This is a genomic window from Microcoleus sp. ARI1-B5 (assembly GCF_036705795.1).
In the GTDB taxonomy this organism is placed as follows: domain Bacteria; phylum Cyanobacteriota; class Cyanobacteriia; order Cyanobacteriales; family Microcoleaceae; genus Microcoleus.
In genome coordinates, this window is the sequence record NZ_JAUBVK010000020.1 from 104,747 (window position 1) to 118,787 (window position 14,041).

The 14,041-nt window shown below is 46.1% G+C and carries 14 protein-coding genes and 1 pseudogene; 11 read left to right on the plus strand and 4 right to left on the minus strand.

The genetic code is table 11. The features are described from left to right. Positions 1–217: 217 nt before the first annotated feature. A pseudogene (locus QUB63_RS24440) lies at positions 218–464 on the plus strand (IS1634-like element ISMasp1 family transposase); the annotation flags it as partial. Next, complete coding sequence (locus QUB63_RS24445; protein WP_442921819.1) at positions 460–681, plus strand: hypothetical protein; 222 nt, start codon at positions 460–462, stop codon at positions 679–681. The pseudogene QUB63_RS24440 and the gene QUB63_RS24445, both read left to right, overlap by 5 nt. A 64-nt stretch (positions 682–745) precedes the next feature. Here the strand turns inward: QUB63_RS24445 and QUB63_RS24450 are convergent, their stop codons facing one another. Then, positions 746–1,462 carry a GUN4 N-terminal ARM-like repeat domain-containing protein gene (locus QUB63_RS24450; protein WP_332947918.1) on the minus strand — a complete coding sequence of 239 codons (717 nt, stop codon included), beginning with the start codon at positions 1,460–1,462 and terminating at the stop codon, positions 746–748. Here QUB63_RS24450 and QUB63_RS24455 point away from each other — a divergent pair. After that, positions 1,461–1,634 carry a hypothetical protein gene (locus QUB63_RS24455; RefSeq protein WP_332947919.1) on the plus strand — a complete coding sequence of 58 codons (174 nt, stop codon included), beginning with the start codon at positions 1,461–1,463 and terminating at the stop codon, positions 1,632–1,634. The genes QUB63_RS24450 and QUB63_RS24455 overlap by 2 nt on opposite strands. Before the next feature lie 53 nt (positions 1,635–1,687). Here QUB63_RS24455 and QUB63_RS24460 read toward each other — a convergent pair whose 3' ends face one another. Both QUB63_RS24460 and QUB63_RS24465 read right to left on the minus strand, forming a co-directional pair. Next, entirely contained in the window at positions 1,688–2,260 is a 573-nt protein-coding gene (locus QUB63_RS24460; protein ID WP_332947920.1) for a hypothetical protein, read from the minus strand. A gap of 271 nt (positions 2,261–2,531) precedes the next feature. Then, positions 2,532–2,741: a hypothetical protein gene (locus QUB63_RS24465; RefSeq protein WP_332947921.1), complete on the minus strand. Its 210-nt coding sequence runs from the start codon at positions 2,739–2,741 to the stop codon at positions 2,532–2,534. A 967-nt stretch (positions 2,742–3,708) separates the two neighbouring features. Between QUB63_RS24465 and QUB63_RS24470 the strand changes: the two genes are divergently transcribed. Then, positions 3,709–6,342 carry an AAA-like domain-containing protein gene (locus QUB63_RS24470; protein ID WP_332947922.1) on the plus strand — a complete coding sequence of 878 codons (2,634 nt, stop codon included), beginning with the start codon at positions 3,709–3,711 and terminating at the stop codon, positions 6,340–6,342. A gap of 142 nt (positions 6,343–6,484) precedes the next feature. Beyond that, on the plus strand, positions 6,485–7,108 hold the full coding sequence (gene ruvA / locus QUB63_RS24475; RefSeq protein WP_332947923.1) for a Holliday junction branch migration protein RuvA: 624 nt from the start codon (positions 6,485–6,487) through the stop codon (positions 7,106–7,108). 296 nt (positions 7,109–7,404) lie between these two features. Here the strand turns inward: ruvA and QUB63_RS24480 are convergent, their stop codons facing one another. Then, complete coding sequence (locus tag QUB63_RS24480; protein ID WP_332947924.1) at positions 7,405–7,977, minus strand: hypothetical protein; 573 nt, start codon at positions 7,975–7,977, stop codon at positions 7,405–7,407. 505 nt (positions 7,978–8,482) lie between these two features. On the opposite strand from QUB63_RS24480, the gene rpsO reads away from it, so the two are divergent. The 6 genes from rpsO to QUB63_RS24515 all read left to right on the plus strand — a co-directional run bounded on the left by rpsO (position 8,483) and on the right by QUB63_RS24515 (position 14,038). After that, positions 8,483–8,752, plus strand: coding sequence for a 30S ribosomal protein S15 (rpsO, locus tag QUB63_RS24485; RefSeq protein WP_293134126.1), 270 nt, complete (start codon positions 8,483–8,485; stop codon positions 8,750–8,752). 171 nt (positions 8,753–8,923) lie between these two features. Next, complete coding sequence (locus tag QUB63_RS24490) at positions 8,924–9,400, plus strand: PAM68 family protein (protein ID WP_332947925.1); 477 nt, start codon at positions 8,924–8,926, stop codon at positions 9,398–9,400. Between the two features lie 253 nt (positions 9,401–9,653). Further along, positions 9,654–10,715 carry a 3-deoxy-7-phosphoheptulonate synthase gene (aroF, locus tag QUB63_RS24495; RefSeq protein ID WP_332947926.1) on the plus strand — a complete coding sequence of 354 codons (1,062 nt, stop codon included), beginning with the start codon at positions 9,654–9,656 and terminating at the stop codon, positions 10,713–10,715. Positions 10,716–10,895: 180 nt separating this feature from the next. Continuing rightward, the gene (locus QUB63_RS24500) at positions 10,896–11,456 is read left to right on the plus strand and encodes a Uma2 family endonuclease (protein WP_332947927.1); all 561 of its coding nucleotides are present in this window, start codon (positions 10,896–10,898) and stop codon (positions 11,454–11,456) included. 284 nt (positions 11,457–11,740) lie between these two features. Further along, positions 11,741–12,313 (plus strand): hypothetical protein, encoded by a 573-nt coding sequence (locus tag QUB63_RS24510; protein WP_332947928.1) that lies wholly within the window; start codon positions 11,741–11,743, stop codon positions 12,311–12,313. A gap of 3 nt (positions 12,314–12,316) precedes the next feature. Further along, complete coding sequence (locus tag QUB63_RS24515; RefSeq protein ID WP_332947929.1) at positions 12,317–14,038, plus strand: hypothetical protein; 1,722 nt, start codon at positions 12,317–12,319, stop codon at positions 14,036–14,038. The last annotated feature ends 3 nt before the right edge of the window (positions 14,039–14,041 follow it).

Sequence of the window (14,041 nt, forward strand, 5' to 3'; positions counted from 1 at the left end):
TTGAGATTGTTTGGCATCCCAGTATCAGACAATTGTAGTCATGCACATCGAAGGAGTCCCCAACCGCAATTCCCCACTCGCCATCAAGAAAGCGACGGAGATCGAGTTCCTACAAGCTCTAGGTTTCCCCCATTTGAGAACCGGGCGATCATCGTATTCATGTAATTTCAGATTTTCTTGAGATTGTTTGGCATCCCAGTATCAGACAATTGTAGTCATGCACATCGAAGGAGTCCCCAACCGCAATTCCCCACCCCCCATCAAGAAAGCTACAGTCCTATCGAGAGGATGGAAAAGTACGCAAGCGCACACTGGCTAACCTTTCAAAATTGCCAGATGATGCCATTGAAGGACTGCGCATTTTGCTCAAAGGGGGTACTAGCTTAGAATCCGCCTTTGACATCCAACGTTCCCTACCCCACGGTCACGTCGCCGCCGTGCTAGGAACACTCAAAAATATTGGACATAACATGGAAAACTCTGCTGCTTCACATATCACCACGCACGACTAAAGAACTCATGCGACAGCACGGAAAACTGATAGCCATTAATGATGGGGAAGCAAGAATTCAAGTCTCGTCAACACCAGTTTTGCTAATGGCAATTCAAAAACTACCCGACATTGAATCAGCCTTCAGCAAAGCCTTTGGTACTACCGTCAAAATCCGCATCGAAGTATAACTGACATCTTGCACTACCTGCGATCGCTCCACCTACCCAAAAAGAGCGATCGCCCCCAAACCCTTCACTTCACCCAAGCACGATGAGCCATCAAAGCCGCAAACGGCTGCACTCCCCGCAACTGATTCGACAGCGGCAAATGACCCCTCGGCGCGCTCAAATCCCAAATAAACTCTTGCGGATAGCGCGTCCAATTATTCCCCTTCTTCCAGCCAATTAACGGCCACAACTTATCCCAATTCTTGCCCGAACTCAGCCAAATTTCCCGCTGTACCGAAAAGCCAAATTTGCCTTCGGAATGAACTTTCCACAGCGTATTAATTGTTTGCAAATCTGCCACAGGCAAACTTTCAACTTCCGTAAAATACAGCCACTTTCTCGCCGAAGCTGTCTCGCCCGCCAACCCACAAAGTTTGTTTAAAGTCAATAGATCGGCTTCTTGAAATTCCTGTAGGGCCAATAATTGTTGCAGCGGAGTGTAGTCAATGTTAGAGTCCGATCGCAGCGGCACAATTCCAGTCGGAAAATTCGATCGCAAAAACTCCGTCGCTCTCGGAGACTCAGCACTATAAAGAATTTGGTAAGCCTTACCCATTACCGCCGTCGGTTCCTCCGACTTGCGCTCTAATAAAAATTCCATCAATACATCCCAGCCCGCATCTGCTATGTGCTGTTGCAGCAGTTGGAGTTGAGTTTTTTCCGAACCCGACCTCAACTGTGAGCGGAGTTCGGCTGTATCGGCCGCTGAGTCTAATGGAGAAGTAGAAATCGAGTCAGTCATGGGAAACTATCAGCTATCAGCTATCAGCTATCAGCGATTAGCTGAAGCCCTGGTTTTCCCCCATTGTACAATGGTACTGACTTCGATTCACTTCTCTCTACTCGGATGTCTGCGCAGCCACCTAGTGCGGGCCGATCGCACACTCTTTGTCAATCGCAGCGATCGCAAATAGGTTTACCATCTAATTTTGGCGATCGCTCCCATGTCAAACAGTTTTTCTTGAACCTAGTCGTCCACGATCGAAACCCATGCAGAGAACGAAGGCGGAAAAAAGTTGATGTCATATTCCGAGTCTTCCCACTCTTTCACCCACAGCGGTACAACGCCTGGGCGAGGAGTTGCAGCAAATATCCGTTCCTTGGATTCGATCGTATGAAATAGCTGTTTCAAAGTATCTCCCCGATCCAAAGCGGAGCTGAGGATGTCGTCCAAGTCAGGATCGACCCGTTTGACGCGGTTTTTGTCCTCGTCTTGCCACAGAAGTTTCAAAGACTTCAGATCCCTCGGACTGAGAATGCTCTTGTAATACACGCGCTTAAGGGTCGCTACGGGCTCCAATGAGCGTTCGATCCGGCGAATTTGCTGAACTCGCAGGTAGTGCCATTCCGCTAAACGCTTGCGTTCCGAAGGCGCGAGAGTTTCTTTCCCCGCTGCGTGTTTGTAGTCGTAGTTAACCAAACTGCAAGCCATATTTGCCAGCAGGTGAATTAACTGTTTTTCTTTGGGTGTCGCCTGACGCCGTTCCTGGGTTCTTGTCAATACGCGCTGTCTGCGGGTAGTTTCGAGAGTATTTTCCATTGGGTTTTTACGAGATGAAATACGATTGTGCCAGATCCAAATCCCGAACATCAGAAGGTAAGGAAGTTGATAGGCGGGGAAACTCCACCGACAGACTCGCCTTACCTGTTTATTTTCCCATTCACCGTTCTGACTTCAACCCCTCGGATTGCGTAGACTGATATTCCGAGCGAGTTTTAACCCCCTCGATCCAAGGCTGTTGCGACAACAAACACAAACACAAACACAAACAGAACCACAACCGCTGTGAGCGAACCAGTGACAGCGCCAATTATTTCCTGCCTTTACCTGTCTTTACCTCTTCTTGCTCCCCATCCTCATTCGTTCCAGTGTAGTTAAAGTCGGGACGACTCTCCCAAGCCGTCAAACTGCTGGTTGATGAAGATTGTCGGACGATCGCATTCGCGCTGGCGCTGCCTGTATGGAAAAAGCCGATGCCACCGGAGGCAATTACCGCTAATACTAAGATGCTGTTTTTCATGTTCGATGACCCTGATTTGAGTAGATTGACACCTTTTGGCTAACCCGATCTGTCAGAAGTGGGTTGATGCAATAGCCCACTTGTCTTCTGATAAATCTGCCTGCCATAATCAATTCAGACAGGCACACCCGCTTGCGATCGGAAACGCCGGAAGTGACGTGTTACTAATGTCCACGATCATCCACCAACCAAAATCTTTTGGGTAGTGGAGCGAAAGCCATCAGGGCATCGATCCATCAGGGAGTTATGCCATCAGGGTGCTAATCCATCGGGTAGTTAATTCATCAGGGCGCATCTTCTACAATTAGCCACAGACTTAACTTTTATCGTTGAGCGAGTGGCCCGCGGCGCACTGACAGCGCCTTTAAGAATTAAACTTTTTGTGGATTCATCCCCTAAAGTTTGTCCTTAAGAAGCCCCCACGCGAAAGCCCGGGCAGTGTCAGCAGCATGGAATTCCATGCAATCTAAGTCAACTAAAAAAACGCAGATTAACGATATCTCCCACTCAAGCAGTCCTCAGCCAAACGCTGGGGTTTTTTATTGGCAGCCATTCCTGGGCCTTGACAGGACGGCATTCGGCAGCCGGCTCGCGATGGCACAAGGTTGACGGCGCTGCGGTTATGAGTTTCCCTGGCAACATCATACCATCGGGTGAATTTTAAAGTATTATTGTAAAAAAATGTGAAGTAAATGGCGTTTGGGCGTTCTCCATCCGGTTGAGTGAAAATTCAGATGATTGTGTGAACGAGTATAAAGAAAAAGGTGCCGGGTACGATCGCCCTCCTCGCATGATTTGGGGTTGGTTGCAAAGATACGGTAAAGATTGAGAAGGAGAAAGGTGAATTAGTAGACAATAGAGAAAGAGGAACCCAAATTTTCAACCAGAGTAAGCTGGCAATAATAATTGCAATTTGTAACATTTCGATCGCACACCACAGGGGCGCACCATCTTGATGAATTCGCAGATGACAGCATACGTCAACTCAACCAACCCATATCAAGTCGGAGGATATTTGCCTGCCGGTGCGCCCACCTATGTCAGGCGATCGGCAGACAGCGAACTCTACGAAGGACTCAAAGCCGGACACTTCTGCTACGTGTTGAGTGCGCCGCAAATGGGAAAGTCCAGCCTGCTAGTGCAAACAGCCAAAACATTGCAAGCAGAAGGTACAGCTTTTGCAGCCGTCAACTTGAGAAGCATTAGCAGCCCAGAAATTTCCCTCGAAAAATGGTATGGCGCGATCGTGTACCGCATCGCCAGCAGCTTGCGCCTCACAAACAGGTTTGATGCCCTCAAGTGGTGGAACGATCGCGAACTGCTATCGCCTGTGCAGCGATTCGAGATATTTATCGAAAAAGTTTTGCTCAAGTCAATTCGACAAAATCTAGTAATTTTCATCGATGACATTGACAGCACCAGCAGCCTAAATTTTAGTACCAGCGATTTTTTTGCCTCGATCCGCGGTTGTTACTCCAAGCGAGCAGAGCAACCAGAATACGATCGCCTAACTTTTGCGGTTTTCTCAGTAGCAGCGCCGTCAGAATTGATCCGAGATCAAAGCTGCAACCCTTTTAATATTGGACGGCCGATTAATTTAAGTCGATTGCAACTGCACGAAAGTTTGCCGCTAGCAAAAGGATTGGCACTCAAAGCTTTTCGCCCCCAAAAAGTCCTCCAAGAAATATTAGCTTGGACGGGCGGTCAACCGTTTTTGACTCAAAAGCTTTGCCACTTGGTACTTGAATACGGGTCTTTTATCGGCAGAAATTGCGAAGCCCAGCAGGTGAAAAAACTGCTCAAACACAGAATTATTAAAAATTGGGAAGAATGGGACGAACCCCAACATTTGACAGCAATTCGCGATCGCCTTGAACACAGCCGCTGCGACCTCACCAAGCTGTTAACGCTGTACCAGAAAATTTTGCAACCGCCCGACCCGGAAAAACCCGGAGAAGCGCCGGGAGTTGCTGCCGATTACTCTCCCGAACAAATCGAATTGCAACTGTCAGGACTGGTTGTTAAACATCAGGGTAAATTAATAGTTGCCAATCTAATTTATCAGTCAGTTTTCAATCAGTTCTGGGTGGAAAAAGAACTGGGAAATCTGGCTCCGTACCGCGAGGCGCTGGCAGCATGGCTGGCTTCCGACCGCGAAGATCGATCGCAGTTACTGACTGGGGAAAGTTTGCAGTCAGCTTTGGATTGGGCGGCGAACAAACAATTAAGCCAAGAACACTATTGGTTCTTGAATCCCGGAACTTTTCAGGAACAAGCGACTGTCGCTGTCGCACAAGTTGCAGACAGCAGTCCAGACACCGATTCCGACAGCAGCATTCTCACCCCGCCCTCAGATACCGTTCCTATTGGCAGCAACGAACAGAGATTGTACGATCACATCGTCTCCTGTGTGGAAAAAGAATCCCCCGCACAGGTGATCGAGCGGTTCCGAAAGCTATTTATCGACGGTATGGGCTATCCCGATCGCGAAATTGAAGCAACTTTGTACAGTATCATCTCCGTCAAGCGATCGGATCGGGACTTTAAATATATCCTCCACCGCTGCTGCTACATCCCGATCAACCGCTGGCAATTGCACTCACAGAACAAATTGGCGATCGCAAATTTAGTAGCTTTATTCAAGCAGACTTCTCCCCGGTTCGGGATGGAATTTTACATAGTCAAGCGCTTGCAAGAACAAATAGCATTCTTTACTCAAAGTGAAGAATTCCAGACCCTGGAGCGCTTAGTAAAAGCCGTAGAGCGAGAGCCGGAACCGCAGAAACAAGATACTAATTACCCCTTGGGCGAATTGATTTGTCGGTATCCTTATTTGTACGGACATTCTCTGCTGAGCAAGGACAGCATTGAGGAAGACCAGCAAACAATCAAAAAACTGGAAATTCAAAGACAGGGAAAATTTGAAAGAGATTTGTCTCAATATTTAAATTATTTAGTTGAGCCGAGAAATACAGAAATAGGAATTGTACAGCCTGCGCCAAATCCCACCCTTTTGAACGATGCGGAACTGCACTTGGCTGTTAGGGAATTTGCCGGAAAAATAACAGGCGATCGCAGCTACAAAGAATCGGCTCAATTTTTCCTGAGAGATGCCAGAAAAAGTCCATCTTACAGCTCATTCAAAGCGGATTTATATGAATATTTAATATCCTCAGTCGAACCAGAATACGGCGGGCGTCAATTTAATGACCGTTTGTACAAGCACATCAAAAATACATTGCGAGAAAATGACTCGGTGAAATTAAATAATATATTGTTAGCTCGGACTTGCCACCAATTGTTCAACTTTTTAGTAGTGGAAAATTCCCAACATCCCAGCCACTACGTTTTTTACGATTTGGTATACAACCTCGGCCCCAGCCGGACAATGGGTTTACTGCTCAAAATCGTTCTGCTTTCGGGCAAGGTTAAACCCGAGTTGGAAAAGCGATTTTCTATTTTGTTTAATCACTATGAAGGTAAAGCTTCTGATGAAATTATGTGGTTTGTAAAATCCTTGGAAAATTTTAATGTGGCTTTGGTTGTAAATTTTGGTAAGACGGATTTGTCTTTAGTTAAGCAGCATCTTATTTTGAATTAAAAAATAAGCAGAGCGATACAGAAGTATAGTAGTTGTAGGGTGCGTCAGTTTTCAGGTAACTATCAAAAACTAGGGTTTTACAGACTGACGCACCCTACTAATTGTGCCAGTTGCGTCCAGGACTGACTAAGTAAAAAACCATATGATCAGCTATCTCAAAGGCACAGTCGCCAATATCGCCAAAGGCAGCAACCGCGTCATCCTGACTCTCGAAGTCAATCAAATTGGCTATGAAATCCAAATTTTGCCCCGCGTGACCGGTCAATTGCCAGCATCCGGCGAAGTCGCCCAAATCTTTACCCACCAGCAAGTTAAAGAAGACCAAATCGTATTGTACGGTTTTGGCAGCGCGGCAGAACGCGATTTGTTTCGGCAGTTGACGAGTGTCAGCGGTGTTGGTGCTCAACTGGCGATCGCCCTTTTGGACACTTTAGGAATGCAAGATTTAGTTCAGGCGATCGTCGGCGGTAACACCCGCATCCTCGCCAAAACCCCCGGCGTGGGCACAAAAACCGCAGAACGCCTCGCCCTGGAACTCAAAAGCAAACTCTCGGAATGGAGACAGCAAGCAGGTTTGACAACTTCCGTCGCCGCCGGAGTCCCCGCAGCTATTCAAGAAGAAGTCGAGATGATCCTGCTGGCGATGGGATACACTGGGGCGGAAGTCTTGCAAGCGCTGCAAACCCTCAGTCAAGACAGCAACTTGTCCGCCAAAGGTAACGCCGAGGATTGGATACGAGAGGCGATCGCCTATTTGAGCCGATAGCAACTCTGGACGCGGCAATGCCGTTTCCCTACTTGAAACAAGCTTCTGTTGATGTATACGAGACTTTGAGTCGATCGCAAGTCGCCATTCACTTTTCCCCGCAAGGGGATTGAAACTCTTTTTAAATTATTGAATTTCAAAAACGGACTAACAATGTCGCCATTCACTTTTCCCCGCAAGGGGATTGAAACATGAAAATACAAGTAGTCTCTGACATACATCTAGAGTCGCAATTCACTTTCCCCGCAAGAGGATTGAAACTCTTTAATTGAAGTGAAGGAAGGGGGCGTGGCTGATTATTGCGCGGGGCGCTTAAAGCTCACCACAAAACTTCTCCCTCCGCTCTTGTCTTTGCCTCTTGGCAGCACGCAGTGTTCCCAACTCCAGCGGATTGGACCAGCGATTAAATAGGCGTCTCCTGCATGTTGTTCGAGTTCAAAGACGGGGCTATTGGCATCTTTGCGAAAGCCAATGACGCGGTTGTTGGAGAGGCTGATGGCGAGGATTCTCTCTCCGTGTCGGTGGTTGTCGATGTGCCATTTGAACTGAGCACACAGGCTGCCGAACCAATCCGTAACGCGGTATTGATTGGGCATCTCATCGAAGAACCCACGGTCTTGTAACGTCTTCCCCCAAGCGAGCATCCAAGGGCTTGGTGGCGGGGTCTCTTTGCCGGGGGCTCCGCGACGGATGGGCGCGTCGGTCTTTGGGGGTGTGGTTGGCTCGGGGGTGTTGTATCCGAAGTCTCCGTAGTAGCGAAAGAGTACATCGCCTGGGTTCTTGGTGTACTCGTCATTTGCCACAATGAGGTCTACCTCTTTTTGAGACAGTAACTTGGGGAAGGTCTTTAGACCGGGTGGCTTTGCCATTTTGTTCCGGGGTTTTTCTTATTGTGCGTTTGCTGTGTCGATCGCGCCAGCGGCCACCCACCACAGAGGCCAGAATTTATTACGTTTGGTGGGTGCCGTAAAAAGCATTTATGCAGGGTACTGGGCCTTTATTCACCAACCATTATAGAAATATCTTTCGACATTATTATAGGGGTCATCGCAACTCTCGGGGTTGTTTGCCCGGGCCAGACTGAGAGAGTGCGCGCCGTTGCTGGCGCTAAAGAATGTGGTACTGTTGGCGAGCGCTGGTTTCAAAGTCGCCATTCACTTTTCCCCGCAAGGGGATTAAAACTCTCAGTAATATCTTTAGGGCAATTAATCAGCTTTAATAATTGTCGCCATTCACTTTTCCCCGCAAGGGGATTAAAACTCGCCATGCGAACTCTTGCAGCAAAAATTTCATCTCGCACCCTGCACCCTTGTTCATTGGCTGTGGTACAATTGCAGATTGTGACAATCGTACAAAAAAAACTAAAATCAATTCATGGCTCTTACACAACAGCGCAAACAAGAAATCATGGGCGATTTTCAAACCCATGAAACCGATACAGGCTCAGCAGATGTGCAAATCGCCATGCTGAGCGATCGCATCAGCAAACTCAGCGCCCACCTGAAAATCAACCAAAAAGACTTCGCCTCCCGGCGCGGTTTGATGATGATGATCAGCCGCCGCAAGCGCCTGCTGGCATACCTGCAAAAGGAAAATGTCGATCGCTACAAAGCATTGATTGCCCGTCTAGGCATTCGCGGCTAAACACCAAAGCCAAAATTTGCAACAATATTCAAGAATCTTGGACAAACGCCAGCAGGATTTACGCACTGATACACCGATCCGTGTCATACCGTTGATTAACCGTCAGAGTTGCGTAAACCCTCGCCAAGATTTATTGAATAAATGTTCGAGATTTCAGGTTAAAGATAAAATATGTCCTCCGAACCACCCAGCCAGCGCCTACCCTTTGAACCGGCCTCAAATCGCAAAAAAACGCCTAAAAAGCCCCCAGAACCGGAAGCAAACACAGTCACAGAAGACCCCAAACCAGACAAGCAGCCCAAAGCCAAAAAAACTACAGGGCCGCAGGCGCAATCCATCCCAGAAGTAGTCAGCAAACGCATGATATCCCGCATAGCGGTATTCTGCGGCGTACCGACAATCCTGGGAATTTCCACATTTTTTGTGAGTTATTTGATAGTCAGCAAAGGCTTGTTTGACTTGCCCAACACAGCAGTATTGCTCGTAAGCATGGGCTGTTTTGGTCTAGGCGTACTGGGATTAAGCTACGGAGTCCTCTCCGCTTCCTGGGATGAAGAAACTTCAGGAAGCACTCTGGGGTGGGAAGAATTCACTATCAATTTTGGACGGATGCGGGAAGCGTGGCGCGCCGCCAAACCAAAAAGTTAAAAGTCATCAGTCATTAGTCATCAGTCATAAGTCATCAGTCAATAGTTAATTGCTGGACGCATCAAGACCAAAGAAACCGGGTTTTTTACTTAATCTCGTGGCTACAACGCAGAATTTTCGTCCATCAAACCTGGTTTCTAACCACGCTTGCGTCCAAGACTATAAATAGAAGCTCGATCGCACGGCATCTATTTTTATCACTAAATCCGTGTCATAATTCGTGTCTTAGCGCAACAGACCAAGGGAAAAAAATATGATTATTGTCATGAAAGTCGGCACTCCAGCAGCCGAGATCGATCGCCTAGACGAAGAGCTCCGCACTAGCTGGGGTTTGACACCAGAAAAAATCGTCGGGCGTTACAAAACCGTCATGGGTTTAGTCGGCGACACCGTTGAGCTCGAACCGATGCAACTGCGCGAAATGAGCACCTGGATTGAGGAAGTGCTGCGGGTGGAAAAACCCTACAAACGCGCTTCTCTGGAATACCGCCAAGGAGAACCCAGCGCCGTAGAAGTTGCTACTCCTTTAGGAACTGTGACGATCGGCTTAAATCACCCGATCGCGGTTGTAGCAGGCCCTTGCTCGGTCGAAAACGAAGAAATGATTGTTGAAACGGCAATGCGCGTCAAAGCTGCTGGCGCTCAATTTTTGCGCGGTGGAGCCTACAAACCGAGAACCTCTCCCTACGCTTTCCAAGGACACGGCGAGAGTGCTTTGGGACTGCTGGCGGCGGCGCGGGAAGCTAGCGGTTTGGGAATTATTACCGAAGTTATGGATGCGGCGGACTTAAGTGCGATCGTAGAAGTAGCGGACGTAATCCAAGTCGGGGCGAGAAATATGCAGAATTTCTCACTTTTGAAGAAAGTCGGAGCTCAAGACAAACCAATTTTGCTGAAGCGCGGCATTTCCGCCACGATTGAAGAATGGTTGATGGCTGCCGAGTATATCATGGCTGCGGGCAATCCCAACGTGATTTTGTGCGAGCGCGGAATTCGCGGCTATGACAGGCAGTATACGCGGAATACGCTAGATTTGTCGGCGGTTCCAGTGCTGCGAACCCTGACTCACTTACCAGTTATGGTTGACCCCAGTCACGGCACCGGTTGGGCGCAGTTTGTACCTTCAATGGCGTTTGCTTCGATCGCCTCGGGTACAGATTCGCTGATGATAGAAGTGCACCCGAATCCCAAAAAAGCTTTGTCTGACGGGCCGCAATCTTTAACACCGGATCAGTTCGACAAGTTGATGGAAGAATTGGCGGTGATTGGTAAAGTCATGAATCGTTGGCCGCAACCAGTGCCTGTTTTGGCGTAGAAACAGGCGAAACGCCTAAGCTAAAATGCGATCGCGGTTAAATCCCCGACTTCTTAAAGAAGTCGGGGATATTTTTATTCTGTTTTTGGAATAGAGTCCGAGGGGCGATCGTAGTTCTAGGAATGTTGGGAAATTTTGTATAATAGACATATCAATTAATTAGCGAGAGGGCTAGGAGTCATGGTAGGCATCGGAACCAAACTCACTTTAGCAGAATTTCTAGCTTTGCCCGACCCAGATGTATATTATGAGTTTGTAGATGGTCAAGCAGTTCCTAAAGTGTCTCCAAAATTTTTTCATTCCAGTTTACAGGGAGCTTTGTGTCGCCTGATTCGTGTATGGTGTAAAGGACGCGGGCGAGTGCTTCCAGAATGGGCAATTTTGTTAAAACGTCAGGATAAAGATTGGGCACCTGTTCCCGATTTAACGTACATTTCTTATGAACGTCTGCCGAAAAGTTGGCGGCGAAATGAAGCTTGTCCCGCAATTCCTGAACTGGTGATTGAGATTATCTCTCCCGATCAAACGATGAAGGAATTTGAAGAGAAGGCGAAAGATTATTTGGCGGCGGGTATTCCGCGAGTTTGGGTAATCGATCCAGAAGCTATTTTAATAAGAAGCTTTTTCCCCGATGGTTCGAGTCAAGTTTATATGGATAATACACCGATTGTGGACGATCTGCTGCCTGGTTTGGAGTTAACGACTCGGCAGATTTTTGAAGAAGCGGAATTGATTGATTAAGTGCGATCGCCTCTGGTACTGATTCGCTGATGATAGAAGTGCGCCCGAATCCCCAAAAAAGCTTTGTCTGACGAATCGCAATCTTTAACACCGGATCAGGGCGATCGCTTCAGGTGAAATTTAACAGTAGCTTACAGAATCAACCTTTGCCGATGATTATCCGCTATTACTTGTCAAGTCCGCAACCATCAAGTAATAAGTATGACTACTTGAGGAGTATGAGGTATGGTATTCTCTAAAGTAGCACCCACGTTCAGCCTAGTACCAGTAAACAAGAGGAACTTATGATCGAGCTTTCTACCGAACAACTGCTTTACTTGCTGTACGCAGTAGCCTACTCAAAACAGAGTAAGGCGACTAAAGGCGATGTGAAACAGCATTTATCTAAACAATACCAGAAGGATGCTAATGCTATCTGTGATGCTTTGTGTCAGAAGCAATTGCTCGAATCTCCTAAAAAGGGTCAGCTTTTCGTGACAGAACAAGGTAAGAAAGTTCTAGCTGCTAATCTGCAAACCACTAAGTATGAGTTTGATTCAGCAAAAGGAGCGAAACTTATAAATACTCTTTGGCGTTACTGTCAAATCGGAGTTGCGGATTCTCAGACTTCCGACGGTAAAGAGATGGACTTTGAGACATTTGTAGAAAAGTTTAAGGCTCTTTATTTTGAAGAAAGAAAGCGTCAAGAATTAAGGGGAGTAGTTGCTATTCGCAGCCGAGAAATTTCTCATAAATTTTTGGAACAGAACGATTTATCTCCCTCAAATTTGGACAAAAACTTTGCTTTGCTTAAATCAACTGGCAAAGTTTTTGCAGTTATCGAAAAAGAAGATGAACTTATTCAGTGGGTAGAGTAAGCTATGCCAGAAGATGCAGGAAAAAAAAGGTACATAAGAGACTTCCTTCAGCAAGTAAAGTCAGGCATTGGATTTGTTGATGATATTAGAATAGAGCGCATTGTTAGACTTCCAGGGTCAGAGGGTGAAGGCTCTACAGCCAAAAGTTTGTCGGGGCGACAAATATCTAACCTAACTCAGCTTCTTGAAGACGATCTCAGTCATACATTTGATGACGGGTACTTTACATTTAGATTCGTGGCGGCCCTAGTTGGTAGTGGTAAAACCTCCCTGTTAACTTACTTGCATGAATTAACTAAAACTAAACCAACGTATCAGAATCACTCTGTAGTCGTTGAGTTCCAACTCTCTGATTTACCTATGGAAAATGGTTTCAAGGAAAAATTGTACTCCCATATCCTAGCTCATACATTTTATGAGTTGTTACATAATTCCAATCTATCTGAGTTGGTGAAAAATGTAGCTGAACAAGTTTTGAGGGATTATTTAGATGATACTCAAGTCAATCAACTTAAGGGTGCAAAAAAAATAATACCATTTCGCAACAAATTTAAAACCTATATTGCCGAGAGCGTAGATAGTCTTGAAGAATTTTTCTTTTATATAGTATCCGAAGTATCAGCCGTAGATCCTAACTTTAGTTTTGTTTATCTCACAGATGAGTTAGATGCTTTAGCACCATTTCCTAATCAAATTCAAGAAACAAGACTGCTTTTTAAACAATTGATTAGAAGGGCAAAAGACAAATTTGGCTCAAAAATTCGCCTGTTAATTTACTTAGTAGGTACATCAAATAACGTAGAAAGTTTTATTTCGGAAGATTCAGTCATGGAAAGCCTTTTAGGTGACTCAGTGATAAATCTAAATAAGGGTTATACCAATGAATTTGAACTGATTAGAAAGAAAATTGATGAGCGTATTAAAGGGGCTTATAAGGGATATCAGAATTTTGCTCAAGCATGGCAAGAAATCCAACATATACGATTGAATCCTGCTAATACTTTGAGGGAGTTTTGTCGAGACTATGCTGGGGCTGTCTTAGAAATACATGAAAAATATTTTCAAGAAGCTCCAGAGCAGGTATTTGAAGGCAATTCACGCCAGTTAGTAGAATCCTACTGTAGACAACAGTGGGCAAGTTACCTGAGCCAGAAATCGTACACTCTATCGGCAGTTTCAACTACAACAGTGATTAAAGGTCACGCCTTTGACTGTTATGTAGAATTACTGCACAACGGCACTTGTGTTGCTAGAGCCTTTGGCGAAGCTAAAAACTATGAACTGTTGAGCAACCATTTAGAAACGTTTAATCAATGGTTAAAAGATGCCGATTTTAAACCTCATGGGACTGATAGCACACCGGGAGATATATCTTTTATGATTGCTCCTTCCTGTCCACCTCTCCTGCAAAGAAAGTTGGAACTTAAACGCATTCAATTTATCAAATCTGATAAGGTGATTAGCACACCAACACCAACACCTACATCAACGCCATCACCTACACCAACGACATTACCGATTAATCTCAATGGAGCCAATAAATCCCAACTAACGAAGGCTTTTCAGGGAACCCGTATCAAGCAGACAACTATTGATAAATTTATCAACGATAGAAAGATAAAAATTTATCGTACTCTTGACGATCTGGCATCTTATCTAAACCTTACTCCAGCAGTAAAGAAAAAACTTCAAGCAAAGTTTGATAAAGGTGAGATTTGCTTTTAACAG